General features: G+C 39.0%; 15 protein-coding genes. 2 read left to right on the top strand and 13 right to left on the bottom strand.

Annotation, left to right across the window (positions count from 1 at the left end):
* Nucleotides 1-135 precede the first annotated feature (135 nt).
* On the top strand, nucleotides 136-1,104 hold the full coding sequence (locus AB1444_01290) for an alpha/beta hydrolase (protein MEW6525283.1): 969 nt from the start codon (nucleotides 136-138) through the stop codon (nucleotides 1,102-1,104).
* Nucleotides 1,105-1,145: 41 nt separating this feature from the next.
* Here AB1444_01290 and AB1444_01295 read toward each other — a convergent pair whose 3' ends face one another.
* The 13 genes from AB1444_01295 to AB1444_01355 all read right to left on the bottom strand — a co-directional run bounded on the left by AB1444_01295 (nucleotide 1,146) and on the right by AB1444_01355 (nucleotide 19,177).
* A complete protein-coding gene (locus tag AB1444_01295) occupies nucleotides 1,146-2,141 on the bottom strand; it encodes an MBL fold metallo-hydrolase (protein MEW6525284.1) in 996 nt (331 codons plus the stop codon).
* Nucleotides 2,142-2,159: 18 nt separating this feature from the next.
* Nucleotides 2,160-2,969 carry a 50S ribosomal protein L11 methyltransferase gene (locus AB1444_01300; GenBank protein ID MEW6525285.1) on the bottom strand — a complete coding sequence of 270 codons (810 nt, stop codon included), beginning with the start codon at nucleotides 2,967-2,969 and terminating at the stop codon, nucleotides 2,160-2,162.
* A gap of 6 nt (nucleotides 2,970-2,975) precedes the next feature.
* Nucleotides 2,976-5,273, bottom strand: coding sequence for a vitamin B12-dependent ribonucleotide reductase (locus tag AB1444_01305; protein ID MEW6525286.1), 2,298 nt, complete (start codon nucleotides 5,271-5,273; stop codon nucleotides 2,976-2,978).
* A gap of 219 nt (nucleotides 5,274-5,492) precedes the next feature.
* Entirely contained in the window at nucleotides 5,493-6,581 is a 1,089-nt protein-coding gene (carA, locus tag AB1444_01310) for a glutamine-hydrolyzing carbamoyl-phosphate synthase small subunit (protein ID MEW6525287.1), read from the bottom strand.
* 56 nt (nucleotides 6,582-6,637) lie between these two features.
* Nucleotides 6,638-8,077, bottom strand: a complete 1,440-nt coding sequence (locus tag AB1444_01315; GenBank protein MEW6525288.1) for a hypothetical protein — start codon at nucleotides 8,075-8,077, stop codon at nucleotides 6,638-6,640.
* The gene (locus AB1444_01320; protein ID MEW6525289.1) at nucleotides 8,059-9,534 is read right to left on the bottom strand and encodes a hypothetical protein; all 1,476 of its coding nucleotides are present in this window, start codon (nucleotides 9,532-9,534) and stop codon (nucleotides 8,059-8,061) included. Before AB1444_01320 ends, AB1444_01315 begins: the two co-directional genes overlap by 19 nt.
* A gap of 40 nt (nucleotides 9,535-9,574) precedes the next feature.
* Nucleotides 9,575-12,073, bottom strand: coding sequence for a signal peptide peptidase SppA (gene sppA, locus AB1444_01325; protein MEW6525290.1), 2,499 nt, complete (start codon nucleotides 12,071-12,073; stop codon nucleotides 9,575-9,577).
* Nucleotides 11,991-14,306: a GAF domain-containing SpoIIE family protein phosphatase gene (locus tag AB1444_01330; protein ID MEW6525291.1), complete on the bottom strand. Its 2,316-nt coding sequence runs from the start codon at nucleotides 14,304-14,306 to the stop codon at nucleotides 11,991-11,993. The genes sppA and AB1444_01330 overlap by 83 nt, the downstream gene beginning before the upstream one ends.
* Entirely contained in the window at nucleotides 14,303-15,610 is a 1,308-nt protein-coding gene (locus AB1444_01335; GenBank protein MEW6525292.1) for a GAF domain-containing protein, read from the bottom strand. Before AB1444_01335 ends, AB1444_01330 begins: the two co-directional genes overlap by 4 nt.
* Nucleotides 15,611-15,621: 11 nt before the next feature.
* Complete coding sequence (tmk, locus tag AB1444_01340; protein ID MEW6525293.1) at nucleotides 15,622-16,233, bottom strand: dTMP kinase; 612 nt, start codon at nucleotides 16,231-16,233, stop codon at nucleotides 15,622-15,624.
* 12 nt (nucleotides 16,234-16,245) lie between these two features.
* Nucleotides 16,246-17,637 carry a glucose-6-phosphate isomerase gene (locus AB1444_01345; protein ID MEW6525294.1) on the bottom strand — a complete coding sequence of 464 codons (1,392 nt, stop codon included), beginning with the start codon at nucleotides 17,635-17,637 and terminating at the stop codon, nucleotides 16,246-16,248.
* A gap of 121 nt (nucleotides 17,638-17,758) precedes the next feature.
* A complete protein-coding gene (locus AB1444_01350) occupies nucleotides 17,759-18,715 on the bottom strand; it encodes an L-threonylcarbamoyladenylate synthase (protein MEW6525295.1) in 957 nt (318 codons plus the stop codon).
* Entirely contained in the window at nucleotides 18,716-19,177 is a 462-nt protein-coding gene (locus tag AB1444_01355) for a YiiD C-terminal domain-containing protein (GenBank protein MEW6525296.1), read from the bottom strand.
* 187 nt (nucleotides 19,178-19,364) lie between these two features.
* On the opposite strand from AB1444_01355, the gene AB1444_01360 reads away from it, so the two are divergent.
* Nucleotides 19,365-19,823, top strand: a complete 459-nt coding sequence (locus tag AB1444_01360) for a DUF3996 domain-containing protein (protein MEW6525297.1) — start codon at nucleotides 19,365-19,367, stop codon at nucleotides 19,821-19,823.
* Nucleotides 19,824-19,882 lie beyond the last annotated feature (59 nt).

Below are 19,882 nucleotides of genomic sequence, written 5' to 3' on the forward strand. Positions count from 1 at the left end.
GGTTAAAAGTGAATCTTACTTGACAAATAAACCGACTTGTCAGTATTTATCATACCTGTACTTGTTTTCAACTTCAAAACTAATTTTGCATGTATCATTCAATAATAAAACCACTGTATTTTTTGGAGGTATTATATGTTTTCTGTTATACGTGGCATTCTATTGGTTATGATGATTGCTATAATGACAGGCTGTTCATCCCTTGGCATGCGAAATATTCCCCTTGACCAACTCAAGCCAAAATATGCAAATGATGCTTCCCGCTTTATCCTTATTGATGATACACTCATACACATCAGAGATGAAGGCAAAAAAGATGGTCCTGTTTTATTGCTCATCCATGGTGTCTGCGCATCATTACATACATGGGATGGATGGGTAGAAATATTGAATGACCATTTCAGAATTATCCGATTTGATATACCCGGCTTTGGATTATCAGGGCAAATACCATCTAAAAACTATACGCCCGAATATAGTGTTGAGTTGCTAAACAAAGCAATTGAACACATGGGCATTAAGAAACTTTCTATTGCGGGGAATTCACTGGGGGGCTTTATTGCCTGGAAGTTTGCAGTTGCGCATCCTGATAAAGTTGAAAAACTTATCTTGATTGACTCTGTTGGGTATCCCCAGGAAATGCCCTGGCTCTTAAAATTTTCCACAAATATATTTGTCCGACCATTTGCACGAATTGGCATGCCACGTTATTTTATCAATAAAGCTGTACATGAAGTATATGGAGATCAGAGCAAAGTTACTGATGCCATAGTGGACCGATATTTTGAACTATCGCAAAAAGAAGGAAATAGAAGTGCATGGATAGATGTCTTTATGGTCATGAAAGACTATTCCAAAAGAAAAGATCTTTCAAAAGGCCTTACTGATATACAGTGCCCTATCATGGTAATGTGGGGAACCAAAGATATATGGATACCATATACAACCGAATTCCCAAAATGGCAAAAAGATCTTCCTCATGCTGTCTTTAAGGTGTACCAGGGAGCAGGACATATACCAATGGAAGAGATCCCCGAACAAACTGCAAAAGATGCTTTTGAATTCTTAACGGGAAAAAAGCTTTTGACAGCCAAGCAATACTAATAGGGGGCGATAGTTTTTGTCACTATCCCGGGGGAAATTTTTTATACTGTATTAATGTCGTTATCTCCCAGCTTTATTTTTTTGCCCTCAAATTTCAGGATATTGTTATTCACCAGGTACTCAAGAGTAACAATAATCCACCCTTTTGCCAACCATCTTCGTTCCAAAGAGCGGGGATATATACTATTTAAAAGCCTGTAAAATGTTATTCCCTGTGTTTCATTTGCAACAATGGAGTACACCTGCCTGGTACGCAGTTTGCGATATTCTATAATTTCTTTTATTCTTTCTTTAGGATTCAGAATAGGGCTGCCGTGAGCGCTTAATACCAGTTTTAAATTGGACAATCGCAGGCACGCTTCAAGAGTATTATAATATTCCTGCAGGTTGGAACGAGGCGGACCAAGCCAGGTATAAATGCTTCGTAGAATATTGTCACCAGCAAACAGTACACCTTCCTTTTTATCATATAACATGATATGGTCATTGCAATGACCAGGCCCATGTATGATAGTAAAGGTATAACCATTTATTGAAATAATTTCTCCTGGCCTTACCGTAGTGTCATGTGATTGCAGGAACGCAATACCATACACTTTTTTATACATGGTTCTGAAAACAATCTGAAGTGGCAGTTCAGATATGCGCTCCATTATTGTTGAGTATCGGTACTTTTGCAATGTGCTCAATCTATAAGAATTTCTGTATGTATATTTATTTGATAAAATACTGGCCATCTGACCGGTAAGCATGACTTCAAGCCCGTAACGATTCTTCAATTGGTGCAATCCTGAAAAATGATCAGGATGCGTGTGGCTTGGCAATACTCGCGATATTCGCCAATTGTTATTACGGTTCTGTATATAGGTAATGGCTTCACCCATCAGGCGTATTGATGTATCATCCCCATAACCAGCATCAAAGATTAAACCATCCTCACCGGGAATGATATATACATTGACAGGGGGAGCAATTCTGCGTGTCCTTGACTGAACTACTTTAAAAATTCCAGGGTATATTTCTTCACAAGTATTCATTAGTATGCACTATCACGTTTACTTTTTAAAGACCAGGCAATGCCATTGGTCCATGATGTTAGTATCAACAAGGGTACAATATTTTTGTAGCAATGCAATAATCCCTTTTGCCCATTTATCATGTATGCCACTGGCTATTAACGTTCCACCTTCTTCAACTAAAGACACAATTGCAGAAGCGTTTTTTTCAATAATATCCGACAGTAGATTTGCAGCAACAATTTTGTATTGAGTGCCACTTTTCACTTTTGCAATATCAGAAACAAAAAAATTAATTTTGTTACACCCATTATAACCCGCATTTTCCTGTGCACGCTGTATTGCCAGCGGTTCAATATCAAATGCATCAATAGTACCAAACCCAAAAAGCTCTGCCAGTATGGCAATAATGCCGGTACCAGTCCCAATATCACATAGTGAAAACAACGAACGTTTTTCTGCGGCGATAGTTTCTGTAATTGACTCAAGTGCCTGAATGCACATGCGTGTGGTGGGATGGGTTCCATCGCCAAATGCATCCTTGGGATTGATGGCAATAGTATATTTATAGGAACTATCGCATACCCCTTTTGTAGCTGGATAAATAAACACCGAAGGCGTGACTGCTATGCCATTGAAAGAATCAAGATAGCGGTATTTCCAGACTTCTTCATCAAGTGTTTGTATGGAAAGAATATAATCGCGCGCAAATGCAGGGATTTCTTCCTCAGAATTGAAAAGTGCAATTACAGCTTTCCTGTCATATAATATAGAAATACTCTGTGCATGCTCTTCAAGCTTATTGCTCAATTCACTATCAAGGTCAGTAGTAAAATACACCTGAAACATGCACCATTACCCGCAACGTGAAAAACCACACATGCGACATACCGAACAGCCCCCTTCAAATTCCAGTGGGCCATGGCATTCAGGGCACACACCCACCATAACCGTATCGCTTCCCTTACCGTTTGTTTCCGCTATGTTTTTATGCATGTCGTCAACACTTTCACTTTGTTCCGCATCAGGATTAATATAGCGCTCCATGGCTTTTGCTATAGCATCAGCACAGGAATAAATCCTGCCCCCCTTAACCCACGCCTGGTTTGGACACCGCACACCTTTAAGCTGCTTAATAATTTGCTGTGGCTCAATCCCCGAACGAAGCGATAGCGAGATTAACCTGCTTACTGCCTCAGCCTGACTTGCAGCGCAACCACCGGCTTTCCCCATGGTGGCAAAGACCTCAAATAAGCCATGTTCATCTTCGTTAATGGTGACATACAATGATCCACAGCCGGTATTCATCTTTAATGTTTTACCCCAGGTAACTTCTTTGCGTGGACGCGGCTGTATTTTCAATACCGGTCGTTCTACTGGCTTTTCTTTTTCAACCTGCAACACCTGTGATTCACGTGAGCCATCACGGTATACTGTTATACCCTTGCATCCCAGTTCAAACGCTAATGTATACACGGTTTCAATATCCTGTACGGTAGCAGAATTGGCGAAATTGACAGTTTTAGAAACAGCATTGTCAACAAACTCCTGAAAAGCAGCCTGGATGCGTACATGCCACTGTGGTGTGATATCATGTGCGGTAACAAAGATTGCTTTTATATCATCGGGGATTTCATCGATATGTGCTACTGAACCTGTTTTTGCAACTTTCTGCATAAGCATGTCACTGTAGATACCCTTTTGTTTGCAATATTCCACAAACAGCGGATTTGACTCAACAAGCTTATTGTTATCCAGTACATTGCGTACATAGGCAAGGGCAAATATTGGCTCAACACCACTGGATGTACCAGCTATAATACTTATGGTACCCGTGGGGGCTATTGTGGTGGTAGTAGCATTACGAAGTGGCTCCTGACCTTTTTCAGCATAGTCTGAAAGCGGAAAGTTTGGAAATGCGCCACGCTCCTTTGCCAGTGCACGTGATGCCTCTTTGGAAGCTTCCTGAATGGTTGCCATGACATTTTTGGCAATGCTCAATGCTGCTTCGGAATTATATGGTACGCCAAGTGCTATAAGCATGTCAGCAAAACCCATAACACCAAGACCAATTTTGCGGTTTGCTTTGGTATTTTCTTCAATCATGGGAAGAGGATATTTATTCACATCAATAACATTATCAAGAAAATGCACCGCTTTATAGGTGATATCTTTTAATAACTCATAATCAATAGCTGCAGCGCCACCATTATAGGCCACACATCGGGACAGGTTAATAGAACCTAAATTACATGATTCATACGGCAACAGGGGCTGTTCACCACAAGGGTTGGTGCTTTCAATAAGGCCAATTTTTTTCAATACATTCTTTTCATTTATCCTGTCAATAAACACTACACCCGGCTCACCATTTTTCCACGCCATTTGCACAATGAGCTCAAACACCTGTCGTGCTTTAAGCTTTCCTGCTGGCTTGCCACTTCGTGGATTAATAAGATCATATTCTTCATCATTTTCAACTGCTTTCATGAAAGCATCGCTTACTGCCACTGAACAGTTAAAATTGGTAAGTGCATCATTATTTTCCTTGGCACGGATAAATTCAATGATATCAGGATGCGTAACATGCAATATTGCCATGTTTGCACCACGACGGGTGCCACCCTGCTTGATGGTTTCTGTAGCAGCATTGAAGATATTCATAAATGATACAGGACCGCTGGATACCCCTTTTGTAGTCTGCACCACATCATTTTTAGGTCTTAACCGGGAAAAAGAAAAACCTGTGCCCCCACCACTTTTATGTATTAATGCCATGTATTTAATTGCATCAAATATGCCATCCATAGAATCTTCAACAGGCAGAACAAAACACGCCGAAAGCTGGCCCAGTGGCCTGCCTGCATTCATTAATGTTGGACTGTTTGGTATAAACAAAAGGTCAACCATCATTTCATAAAATGTGGTTGCTACCTGATTAACATGCCTGACATCTTTTCCATATAACAAATCAGCCGAGGCTATATATTTTGCAATACGCTCAAACATCTGGCGCGGTGTTTCAATAACATTGCCTTCCTCGTCTTTTGCCAGATACCTCTTCTCAAGCACAATACGGGCATTTTCTGTCAGTTGAGGCTCTTTATCAGAATGTATTGTTATTTCATTCCAGTTTTGCACTTTTGCACTCACACAAATTCCTCCGTATAAAATTATGCACAACTATATACATATACATAATGTATATAATTATAAAAAAACAATCAATACTACTATGAAATACTATGATTATGCGGGAATCAAAAATACTATGTACGCATTAATATTTGTCAACAACCATTTATTAAAAAAGTTATACTTAAACTATACGCTATATTTAGCTACAGAAATTAAACCGGTAACAGGTTATACTTAACTTTGTGTCACTAACGAATAAAATTCTTTAAAAAGGTATCGTGAATCGTGAGGACCTGGATTTGCTTCTGGATGATACTGTACACAAAATAATGGTAGTTTTTTATGGCGCAACCCTTCAACCGTGGTATCGTTACAGTTGACATGTGTTATCTCAATATCTGGTATCTTTTTCATGGATTCATAGTCCACTGCAAACCCATGGTTCTGCGAGGTTATTTCAACTTTTTGTGTTAATACGTTTTTTACCGGCTGATTTCCACCCCTGTGACCAAATTTTAGCTTATATGTCTTTGCTCCCAAACCAAGCGCCAGTAACTGATGCCCCAAACATATACCAAAACAGGGCACCCGGGTTTTTATAATGTCTTCTACCAAAAGCTTTGCATATTCAACTGCATCGGGATCCCCGGGACCATTTGACAGGAATACACCTTTGATGCTGGTATTTTTTAATACCTCAGACAATGGTGTGATGCCTGGATATACAATAACATTAAACCCTTCAGCATTAAGCAGCCGTAAAATGTTGTTTTTAACACCAAAGTCAAATACTGCAATAGTTGGTGCTGTTTCACTGTGCGTTCCAAATGTATATGGTTTCTGGCACATGACATTGCGGGTTAAATCAAGTCCTGCCATGGGCGGATGTGCCAGCACCTTTTCCAGTGCTCCAGCTTTGTCTGGGAAAATTCCCGCACGCATTGCTCCCTTGTCGCGTATATGGCGGGTAAGCTTGCGGGTATCAACACCTTCAATCCCCGGAACCTTATATTTTTTCAGATAGTCATCAAGTGAACATGTGGCTCTGAAATTGGAGTATGTTTTGCTATATTCTTTAACCACAAACCCTGCAACCTGAACACGCGAGGATTCAACATCCTCATCATTAACACCATAATTGCCAATCATGGGATAAGTCATGGCAACTATCTGCCCGTTATATGATGGGTCGGTCAAAACTTCCTGATATCCGCTCATTGAGGTGTTAAACACCACCTCGCCCAAAGCCTCCCCATCCCAACCAAATTGAGTCCCCTCAAATGTTGTTCCATCCTCTAATATAAGAAATGCTTTTTTAGGCATAATCTACCTTTCTATTGTCAGTTTGTATATCCATTATATTGCAAACATACATCACTTCAATAATTTTTAGAAAAATATGTGTAAAAACATAGTTCTCTGCCAAAGCTACTCATGCCAACATTAATGGGGGTAGTGTTGTGCGATAGTTCATAAGAATAAACCGTATATGCAGGAGTAGCAAGCCACGCATGGAAAAGCTCTACCAGTTTTATCCCCGCCAGCATACCAAGCAATATATGTTGGTTACCACCCTGCCAGTCATAAGCAAGTAATCCTCCCAGGGTACATTCAGAAAGCCAGTAGCCGTATCCCCACAATCGGTTACCTTTATAGAAAAGACCTCCTCCCGGAACTATCGCCGAAACAAGTACTGCTGTTATATCTTTATCAGCAAAAAACGGTGGCAGATACCGTTGCTTTTCGTATGCATACGCCAGTTGATCAAAAAACGCCACCGTATAGGTAATGGGAAGCGTTGCCCACAGATACATATGCAGCCGATACTGCGCATCAGTTTTGTCACGGTCCTGAATCCATGGAAAAAAATTGACTTTGCCTTTTCCAAGCGCAGGAACAAGCCCTAACTGCACTATCACCGCAGCAGCACTTGTATACACACCCTGCCACTGGGGCTCAGTATGCGTAAAACCCAGATAATGTGTTGCTAAAAATGCGCCATAGCCAGGAAGCAGGATGTTGCCAAATGGATTAACAACACAGCAAGCCTCAATTGCGCGCTTGCTGTCACTATCCCCTTTTAGCAAATCTTTACCACTACGCTGGGATGCAATATTTTCATGAATCTTTGCTGTGACAGATTCCAGCAATTCCTCTTTACAAACAGTTGAGTTTATTGCAAGCATATCACCTGCTGTATAGTCACCATCAAGCAGCACCAGCGCTGTATAGCGACGCACAACGTTTACCGTGCATTGTTTTCCAGTGAGCAGTGTATACGTTTTTTCAGTAAGTCCATGCCATTGCCCCACATTGATGACATAGGTGTGTGCATCAACTTTTGTTTTTATGCTGCAGTGTAATACATTTTGATGCCGCTTTATAATCTCCCGTTTAGCTTTAAGGGGGATATTTTTAGCGATAGTTCCCTGCACTATAACCGTTTCGTCTTTAAATGGTACTGTGTCATCAAGCGGTTTAAACGACAGTTCACAGTAATACACCGGACCCACCAAAAACACACGCATATATACCAGTAACGATACCCCATACAGATGCGCCTTGCCAACAATATCACCTGGTGATTGTACACCTGTCATATTAATAAAACTTTCGGCATCTGCCGGTACAAGCTGTCTGCATTCCACAAAGGCTTCTTTTACAGCATCCTGGGTTATGCTGCTTAAGGCTTTCATCATTGGTGTCTGTATGCTTGTATTAATGATAATGACATCAACAGGCATATCATCTGCATGCACTGCTTTTATGCAAAGCATACTATACAGCAGCATACATACTATCAAAAATGCATTGCGCATGATATTCCAATCACCTTCTCATAAGGGTCTATTTTAAAATCAGGGGAAACATCTACAGAGCCAATTTCACTGGTTGCTGATAGTGCATAGGGGACTGATACCGTATGAACTATCTCCACTATTTTTAAAAGCGATAGTAACCCGGCAAAAGCATACATGGATTTTGAATGTGATGAACCAGTAGTGTAACGGTTATTCTGTTCATCCCAGCTTTGTGGCTTTGCATAAGTATACAGCAATCCATACACACATATATTGGTCAGATGAAAATAAACATATCCCCACAGGCGATTGCCTTTATAGAACATGCCACTACCACCACCCAATAGTGCAAGATACACTTCGGTAGTTGAAGAACCCATGGTTGGGACCTGCCCCTGATAATACCGTGCCTGCTGCAGGTATTGATGTGAAAATGCATCAACAAATGAAGGCATGCCACCAGCAAGTAGCATATACCAGGCAAAGTAATATGATGCCATCTGGTTTCGTGAAATATCATGGTGATTTTTTTTTAGCTCAGCAGGTCTGTTTGCAAAACCCCATATTTCAAGCCCAATATAGGGCACCACATTGCCTGCCCACCATAGAAGCCCGCCATAGTCTTCACTGGTATAATAGCCAAAAAAAGGGACAACGAAAGGCATTGACGCACTTGCTGGAACAGTAAATGCCATTAATAGACAGCTTTCCTCAAGCTGTGACTTTTTAAATACAATCTCTTTTTTTCTACCGTAGTAAAAATTTTTTATGCTGAGAGCTTCTTTTTTAAAATCAATAAGAATTATTGAATCATCAGGAACTGCTTTAGCTACTTTATTTTTATCAACCTCAACGGTGCCCCAAGGAACCAGCACTGTATAATCGTCATACACAGTCCGCAGTGTATATACAGTATAGGTACCACTAATAATATAATCACCGGTAACAGTATTATTTTTTACTATGAGAGGTACTGTATACTGCTCACAGAGCTTAGCAATGAACTGTGACGCTATTTCTTCTGCAATGTAGCTTGCTTCACGGTCAGCTTTGTCCAGGATATTAACTGCAACTGTTGTTTTGTAACTGCAGAATTGTTTCCCATAGTATGGCATACCAAGCCCATACGCATGAATGGCTATTGCATAGCCCTGTGCAGAGCGCTCCACCGTGCCCATAACAATAATCTGTAAATCAGCGTGACTGGCAAATTGCAGTATGCATTGCTCTTCATTACACGGCAGGCGCTGTAGTTGCTGAAGCAGGTTATCAGGATTTAAAACATCAAATATACCCAGTGACGTTGCAATATTGACACAATGACCACGGATAAGTGTTGCTAAATAGTTTTCATCAGAGGAATACCCGCGTATAATGCCAAATCCTGCTTTGGGTTTGGCATACACTAAAAAAGAAAATAAAACAACATATATTACTATGATGCTCGCTATTGTATGTTTTATATGGATATTCACACAAACCTACTCATGCCAATGATACAAAATTCTCTGTATACTATTTGATTACAATATCATAGGGATACAACAACAAAACTTCTTCATGGGAAAGTGTTTCCAACGCCAGTGCGTTGATTACATACTGTATTACACCCGATAGTGATGCTTGAAAGCTTGTGCCTTTCAGTAACTTCCGTAAGTCTATATCCTTCTGAGGTAACTGTACAACCTGAAATTCCCCTTTGATATGAGCAAGGGTTGCTGCATAGGAAATTGCTGCTATTAGCCCGCCTTCTTTATCAGCAAGACCATTCTGCAGAGCCTGGGCACCGGTAAATACTTTCCCCTCAGCTACTGATGGTATGTTTTCCAGTGGAATATTCCTCCCTTTTTCAACCTTCTGAACAAACTCATTATAGGTAAAATCCACACTCTTCTGAATAAGCTGTTTTTCTTTTTCCGTGAAAGCTCTTGATTCAGAAAAAATATCTGCAAATTCGCTCATCTTGATTGTTTCTTTATTGATGCCTAACTTATTGTACAATTCTTCCACATTAAATTTTCCAAAAATAACACCAATTGAACCGGTAATGGTTGCTTTGCTGGCAAAGATAGTATCATTGGTACAGGCTATATAATAACCACCTGACGCAGCAATATTGCCAAATGATATGACTACCGGCTTTTTATAGCGCTTTTTCATTGCCACAAGTGTATGCCACATCAAATCAGAAGCAATAGCTGAACCACCTCCTGAATTAATGCGGATAACAACTGCCCTGACATCTTTGTCTGCAAATACCCTTTCAAGATATTTTTGATAGTTACTATCGCCTATCATTGCTGGCGACAGAAAACTGTCATCTTTAGCTTCCCCACGGATAATATTTCCCTCAACATAAATGACAGCAATCTTTGGTTTTTGGCCCCAGTCATATACAAACATTTTTTCTTCAATATAACTATCGCATGTAACCAGGTACGATAGGCCATACCGTTCAACACCTAGCCGTTGTAGCACTTCATACGGCCTTGCAATCTCATCAATAAAGCCCGCAGATTGCGCCTGTTGTGGTGTTAGCATGCCACCTGCTATGCATTGCTCCACCTGCTCTACCGATATATTTCTGGCCTGAGCAATATCCTGTATGTACTGCTGATTTAAATCTTTCAGCAAAGCAATAATATTTTCTCTGGCAGCATCTGACATCTGCTGCCGTGTGAATGATTCGCCAAATGATTTATACAGACCTTTTTTTACCTCTTCAAACCTGATACCAACTTTATCAAACAACCCTTTGAAAAAGTACACCTCAGCCTTAAGCCCGGTAATGCCAAAAGGCTGGTTGGGAACATAATATATTTTAGATGCTGACGAAGCAATATAGTATTCTACATTGCCCATTGATGCAAGGATGCAATATACCGGCTTGCCTCTTTGTTTACATCGCTTGATTTCTTCTCGCAATTCCTGTGCCTGTGCAAAATTTAAAGCAGGTGCATCTATCTGTATCAGTATGCCTGCAATACTTTCATCATACATTGCCTCACGCAGTGAGCGCACAATCTCAAAAAAAGATGCTTTTGATGGCTCAAATAAGCCCTTATCCTTAACCTCTTTAACCTGATCCCGCAATACTATCGACAAATACCGCATCTTGGAACTCAACGCATTCCTGAATCGCTCTTCAGTTAATGTGATACCAAAAGTATAGGCTGTGGCCTTCTGCTTATCAAAATTCATATACCCAAAATCATACAGTGATGTACCACCAGTCCGTGATGATATATCAAATGGGATAGCCAGGGCAAACGATATATTGCTATCTATGTCATACTGCAAAGAGTACATGATATCGCGCCACACCATTCCTGAAAGGGTAAACACATGCAATACATCTTTCCACGGTTCACCCTCATACCGTTTGATGTCCCATGCAAATGAAAGAGTATTCCCAAACGGGCGAATGCCAATAGAATACCATTCACGCTGTTTTATTGTAACATTACCTGACGATGGTTCATTGGCATGGTCAATGACCATACCAAACGAAAGAAATCGTGATGGCAATAAAAGCAAACTATATCCCCATGATTTTACAGGGTCATTGTTCACAGTATACCTATTATAACTAACTCCAATACCCAACCATTCATCAAGCATAATACCTTTGGCAAAATACCACGAATGTCCTTGTGTTTTCATTACTTCTTTTTCAGCAAATAAGGCTTCAACAGTACTATATGCAATAGTAAATCCAAAAAACGTCGTAGCGGCGTAATGTGTCCCTATATCCCCGGAATTAATGTGTGCATAACGGTACTGCAACGAAAAGGCTTCATTAATATCAGCAAAAACTGGATTGATAAAACTATATGATGGAATTCCTGGCATTGATACCGTAGCGCCTGGCATCAATACATCTGACGGTTGTTGCTTTATATCAGGGAAGGCATTACCGGTAACTATCGCATTAATTAAAATGCATGCCAATAATAGTAATGTCATCTTTGATATATTCCTGGCCAAATGTAACAATCCCCTGTGTAATTGCATGGATTTTCTCCTCAATTGATTTTGTTAATGACTGGGTAAGTATTATATTCAATGATTCCTCGCCAAATGTTATATCACTATTGCTGTTGTACAGATCTGTCAATCCATCGGTATACAGTATCATCTGATCACCTGAACTGAATGCAAAGCGAGAAGGATAATACTGTGCCACGGGGTCAACACCCAGTATTTTGGATCTTCCTTCCAGATGATATATTTTTTTATCCTTAGAAACTACCAGTGGTGCTATGTGCCCTGCATTGATGTATTCCATAGATCGTGTCCGCTTATTATACAGACCAATAAATAACGTTATGAGTTCAAATCCCGTATAGCGGATTGTTAAAAAATGATTTAATTCGGCAACTACTTTATCAATGCCTTTCTTTTCTTTTAACATTCCGTTGATAATAGCACTGGTGGCTGATAATATCATTGCAGCAGACAACCCATGACCGGATATGTCAGCAATAACAACTGCCACTCTGTTTTTATCCACAGGGATGATATCATAGTAGTCGCCAGTTACCTTTAAATACGGCCGTGAATAAATAGAAAACTGAATACCACAATCCTGTGGTGGCTTCTTTGGAAAAAGCCGTACCTGGATATATGATGCTAAATCAAGTTCCTTTTCATAATTTCGTGAATTGATATATTCCGTTAACGCTTTGCTGTTTATGACCAGTTGATGAACCTGCAAAGCTAACATCGAAAGAAAGTTGAGTTCTACATTTGTAAAATAATCACCTTTGTTATGCACAAAAAGAATCCCTTGTAAGGATTCATTGATACATACAGGAATGCAGGCTTCAATCCCGTGAGTTACAATGTATTCTTCAACAGCTTTTTCATCATTTCTGCTGGAAAAAAAACTTGCTGAGGTAATGGTTTCATTCCTTTTTTTAAAAAACGTGGCCAGATTAGAATCTTCATTCAAAACAATAATTCGTTCATCATCATACTGGTAGTTATCAATAATTGCATAACTTATTTTTTTAACTTTAATGAGCGTCTTCAGTTCACTTTCAATAGCATCCAGCTTTTCCTTTAAAATTTTTGGCCATGTTATGATTTCGGCAATTCTCTGTAATGACACAGAATATTCATCATTTTTTAAAAATATAATATCATCAAGCGCCCGTATAATGAGCATCCTGATATAAAGAATAATCAGCATGATTGCAAGAAAAAGTCCAATAATAATGAGGGGCGATAGCAATATGGAATAAAAATTATAAATGTAAAATAACCCTGTTGAGATTACCACAGCAATAATAATATCCACAACCATTGAGATACTGTTTTTTTGAAGATTGGCCACTGACCCTAAGCTGTAATTTGCCAGAAGCCCATTCCCTATACTAACCGGTATAGCTATAGTAAACAACAGTGAAAATAAAGTGGAAGGCTGAATATCATGATACATGCCTGCAAGCAATACAGAAAAAGGCAGCACGCCACCTGCAATTATTGCACCTGCCACTACAATATTTCTTTTGATTAAAAACCTTGCGTGGTGGTTGCGTTCAGAAAGTAACATGGTGGCAGCTATAATAAACAATACAATGGTAATAATTCCATTGAGTTGATATACTTTTTCAAAGGGCAATACATTACAATAAACAGTTCCACTTAAAATAAGTCCGGTTAAAATTACAATCATATAGCACATTGTTTTAACCAGCTTACTGCTTTCCTTCATCATAAATACAATATAGAATAAACAGAGGGGAACAAGGCAACTGAAAGCAGGGTAGATAGCATGTAACCGGTGCACAAAGAAAAGGTCTATGTATACAAGACAATTAAGAGCCACAGCATTGGCTATGAATATAAATAAATCAGCAAACATGTCCTTCCGTGCATAATAGATGCCAAAAGCCCATACAATCAAAAGAATTGAAGAAAATGAAAGTATTAAGACCAGCCACAATGCTATTTTATTATTACTTTTAAAATGTTGTTTAACCGTTACATCATTAATGATAGATATACATTCCCATTCAGTGAACGTTTGGGAATCATTTTTCAGTGTTTTACTATCACATGTTGTAAGCTTAGCTTGAAAAAAAGCATGTGGTGTATCATGCAAACGATACACAAAACTACTGCCCACAAGCAGACGGTCAAATGGGTATATAACTGCTTGTTTATATCCTTCAGGAACTGTCATCAAAAAGACAACAGCATATATACTACTGAAAATGTAAAAAAGTATCCTTTTTTTCATAGTACTTCTGAAAGTATTACCATAAAATTGTTCTTGGGTATACTGTGGCTGGCCACATCAATATTTTCATCAAATTCATGCATTCTTCCAATACTATTACTATTGGGAATTCCTCCTGATGTTATGATTAGCTTTTTAACATTATTAACCTGGTTTATAGCTTGTTGCAGGTTAAGGGTAGTAACTTTAGTTTTTTTCTGAATATATACTTTCATATTGCAGTTTCCAGACCTGCTAATGCAATATTGTTTCTTTTTTTTCTTCACAATCATTATTGGCAAATTTTCCTCAATGAGTTCCTTCTCTTTTAGGACTCCATTTATTTTCTTTATTATACGGTCAGGTAAAAATCCAAGCCGGGAATAACTCTGCATTAACACACTGATTGCTGGAATCAGTAATGATAATAGTGAAATATTGGCCTGCAATGGACAAAGGGCAATATAGGATGTCATTGGATCGGGGTTGTAAATATTAAAATAACAGGTTATGGTACTATCTGGATTTTTTATCATCATATACTGAGTCTTCTGGATGAAACCTTTATCCGGAGGTAAAAATTGCTTTAATACCTTATGACCCAATTCATATTCTTTCTCAATCTCTTTGCTTTTTATCAGTTCATGCATGAAGAAGCTGTTAACAGTAACAGTTGCAATTTTAGAAGCTAATGCTTTTAACATTAAAATATCCCTACGGGATATTCTTCGTTTCATTTCGCCAATGATCATCAGGCCTAAAAATATGTCATGATAGTAAATGGGTATGATAATTTCCCCACCCAACTTTTCCATCTCAAATATGATGCTTCTTTGAAAATGCAAGGAAGGATCCATCTTGCTTTTTATCAAAATATCTTCCCCTGATTGAATGACCTTGAATATAATATTATTTTTATCAATGTGGGCTTTGCGTATTACTTTCTGTTTTTGTTGTTTCTGATAATAAATTGTGTAATCATCACTACCATGGGAATAAAATATTAACAGCCCCGACTTAACGCCAATATACTGCAATACCTTATCAAAGATAACCTTGATGATATCATCAAATGACTGCAACGACAAAAACATGTCAACTGTCTGAATATAGAGATCTTCATACTTTAATGGAATTATCTTTTTATAAAACCGTTCAATATAATAGGTATATAATGGAAAGATGGTTACAATGGAAAAAACTATAAATATAATAAGAAGATTACCTTCAATCTGCACAGTATGAAGCATCCAACCTAAAAGCAGCAATAGGGAAAGAAAAACAATATTAATCCCCTGAATTATTAACTGGCGAAATACCTTCATATATTATCTATCTATCCTGTTACAAAATGTTTTTCAAAATCCTTCAATACTTCCTTAAACATATCTTCCACTCCCAGACTACCCTGTATGATTGCAAAAGTAGTATCTGCTATGGACAAATAATTCTTTCTGATTGTTTCAAGAGTATGTAATGTTTCAAATATTTCTTTATTATCACCTGACCGCCTGTGTATTCGCTCTAATGCAGTAGCAGGTTCAATATCAATGAAATACACCCTTTCAGGTACAGGAAATCCTTTTTCAATATTCATCCTGAGAATGTCTGAAGGTTTGATGCCATCACCTGCCTGATAGGCAGCTGTTGAATAAAAATATCTATCAACTATCACCACATACCCTTTATTAAGCAACGGCAGTATGTTTTGCTCCACATCATAAGCTCTATCCTTTATAAAAAGTTCAAGAAGCTCATCCCGTGTGCCGGGGATTTCTCCTTTTAGCATTTTACGAAGAAGCTTTCCATACTGGCCATCCGTTGGTTCCTGCAAAAGAACCGCTGGCGCTATCGCTTTGCAAAAAGAAAACAAAAGATTTGCCTGCGTGGATTTGCCTGCACCATCTATTCCTTCAAAGACAATAAAAAGCGGAGTTTTAACCTTCATGATTGTGTTTTTTTATAGTATATATGATTCTTTCTTTACATACCCTTTCACAAACTTTTCTTTATAGTCCTCATACCCCGGTCTTTCTAAAAGCCCAAATGTAAAACGTTTCCCCTGTTCCACCGCAGGCTGATCGTATGGATTGATGTTATACAGGTAACCGGCGTATGCTGTTTGCATTTCAAGAAACATGATAAGCTCACCAACAGCCTCTTCATCAAGTTTGGGAAGAATAATTGATGCATTAGGCCGGTTAGCTTCTTTCAAAACAAGCTCAGTTGCCTGTTCTTCAAATTCATTCAGCTTTCGTAAGCTTTTTCCACTAAGATATTCTAATTCCTGTTTACCTTTGTAAAACTGTGGCATCACTATATCAGTTCCAAAGTCCTTCAGTTTAAGAAATGTTATAACTTTGTCATTTGGCCCTTCTAAATAAAGCTGTAGCTGCGAGTGCTGATCAATAGTACCAAGTGCTGCAACAGGCGTAAGCCCTGCCATCACCTCTTTTCCCTGCATATCAAAGCGCTTACCCAATGACTCTGCCCATAATTGTCGGTACCAGTCAGCAAACAGGTACAGCTTGCGTGTATAGGGCATGAGCACATTAATACGTTTATTCTTTTTTTTATCAAACAAATAATGAAATGCTGCATTTAACAGTGGGGCGTTTTCCCATACAGTGTTGCCATAATAACGCTCTACAACACGTGCGGCACCTTTGAGTAACCCATGCGCATCAATTCCCAGAAATTCAGCAATCACTAGGCCAACCGCTGACAGCACCGAAAATCTTCCGCCAACATTTGCTGGCACAGGAAATGACACAAACCCTTCTTCCTGTGTTATCTGTCGCAATATGCCTTTGTCGGGATCAGTTATGGTCACTATATGCTTTTTATAGTCTGTGGTTTGTTTCTTGATTGCATCCAGTAAAATTGCAAAGTTTGCATTGGTTTCAGTAGTTCCACCCGATTTTGATATCACTAAAAACAATGTTGATGGTATAGGGAGTATCTTTAGTAATGATTGCATTTCACCAGGATCAACATTATCAAAAAAATATGCCCTGCACCGTTTACCACGGTCTGTATCAGGCAATTCATTAAGATAAATATCCGCCAGAGCATTTTTCAATGCCTGCGGTCCCAGCGCTGACCCACCAATGCCAATTAAGGCTACTGTATCACACCAGTGAACAGTTGCTTTAAATGCACGTATATCCTCAACAATAGTATCAGCAAATGGCAATTCCAGAAAACCCAGCAACCCTTTTGCTTTTTCATTATCCATTCGCTTAAGAGCAGCATCACATTGTGGCGCAAGCGCATCTATATCCTTATTTGCAATACCATGCTCAGAGCCAATAAACTCGTCCATAAAATAATTAAAATCAAACTGAATCATGCTATCACTCCTGTATATAGTATAATTTTTATATGCCACAAAAGCATCACATGTCAACCATATTATTGGCGATAGTTACTGATGAAAAAGAATTTTGCTTTTAAAAGGAATGGGTATGTAATCACCTGTGACGTGCTTGCGCTTTTTTTAATCTGTCCATGATGGCCTGCCCCAGGCCAACCTCAGGTATTTCCTCCGCATATATGACTGAAAGCCTCATTGCATCAAGAGCATGAAGGCATGTAAAAAGATTTGCCGCAGCCTGCCGCAAATCACCATTATCAGAAAGATACATGACATGGATATTTTTAAATGGCACATCTCTTTTTTTATAAAGAATCACTCCACAGGTACTGTCGTCAGGGATTTTGCGTACATCTTTTATCATGACAATTTTTGTTTTGGGGGCATAATGATAGGGCAACTGACCAGGGGCTTCAACCTGTGTATGTTGTACTACAGATACTTTACCTGCCACAGCTTCAATATCTTCAACGGGTATCCCGCCATGACGAAGCAAAGTAAGGCTATCGTTTTCTATTTTGATAATGGTGGATTCAACCCCAACAGGGCACTGCCCACCATCCAGAATGATATCAACCTTATCGCCCAGCTGCGATGCAACATGACCTGCGGTGGTAGGACTCAAATATCCAAATGGGTTTGCACTTGGCGCAGCTATGGGCACTCCACTTGCCTGTATCAGTTTATGTGCAACCTGGTGCTCTGGCATTCTTACAGCAACGGTATCAAGTCCTGCAGTAACTATCTGTGGTATTATAGTATTTTTTGGCAGCACCAGTGTCAATGGACCCGGCCAGAATGCTTCCATACATCGCAGGGCAATATCCGGTAAAGTTGCCACCACTTCTTTAACCATATCGCGCGAATCAACATGGACAATAAGAGGATCAAAAAAGGGCCTTTGCTTAATTTCAAAAATCTTTGCCACTGCTTCTGCATTCAAAGCATTTGCACCAAGACCATACACCGTTTCAGTTGGGAATGCTACAACTTCCCCCTTTAGTATAGCCTGCGCAGCTTTATGAATGTTTGTATCAATTGCAGGATATATCATTTATCTACCGGGATCCTTCTTCCTGACATAAATGTATTTATGCACACGGGCAACCACCTCATTCTTTTCATCTTTAACTTCGGCTATAAATTCCGGCACTGCTTTCCCTTTTTCGTCAACTTCCTTTTTTATTTGGTCTACCAATTCATCAGGGATATAAAATTCAGCATGAACAGTTGAACGCCCGGGCTTCAAAAATTCAATTTTTGCAGACTTATCCCAAACAATATATTCTTTCCCTAACATGTCCATCAACAAAATCATATAAAATGGGTCGCACATGGTATACAGTGAACCGCCAAAGTGGGTACCCACGTAATTACGGTTATACCATGTAAGCTTCATCGATACAGTAACCTTATTTGCTGTATCATCAAAGGTTATCCGTATCCCTGCACCTAAAAATGGCGGATAAAGGTTAACAAGTTTTCTCAGTATTCGTTGCCGTGTTGTCATACTCATCGTATATCGTATACTGTAAATGTGTTGAACTCAACTTTACTATGATATAGTATTATATAACAAATAATGAATCATGCTAAAAATTTTCTTAACCTGCAGTATGATTTAAAATTTGAATTGACGTGCCTGTTGAATTATAATGTATAATAACCTTACATAATGTTATCAATGGCATTGAGGTGAACCCATGAAAAATATTGTGTTGCCATTCATTATTGTATTGCTATTTGCAACTACAGTATTTGCTGCAAACAACATTGGTGCTGGCTTCATATTAGGTGATCCGTCAGGGTTAACAGCAAAAATGTTTATGGGAAAAAGCGATGCCATAGACTTTGGCTTAGGAGAATCTGCAGATGATTTATATATTTATGCAGATTATTTGCGCCATTTCCACGGTGTTTTCCCAATTAATGAACTGGTGTTTTACTTTGGTGTTGGTGCAGGATTCCATGATTGGGAAAAAGATAGGAAAAATGACCATGAAGAAGAAAACAGAATTGACGTTCGCATTCCGGTAGGGCTTGAATATACATTTACAAAAGTACCAGTTGGCATATTTCTTGAACTGGTACCTGCATTACGTATTATCCCCGATGTGGATTTTGATATTCGCGGAGGACTGGGCGCACGATACTATTTTTAATTGCTTGATGCCTCACGCAGAGTATATTCAGAATATAACTTAGAACAATAAAGCTATTA

The organism is Spirochaetota bacterium, from assembly GCA_040756435.1.
In the GTDB taxonomy this organism is placed as follows: domain Bacteria; phylum Spirochaetota; class UBA4802; order UBA4802; family UB4802; genus UBA4802.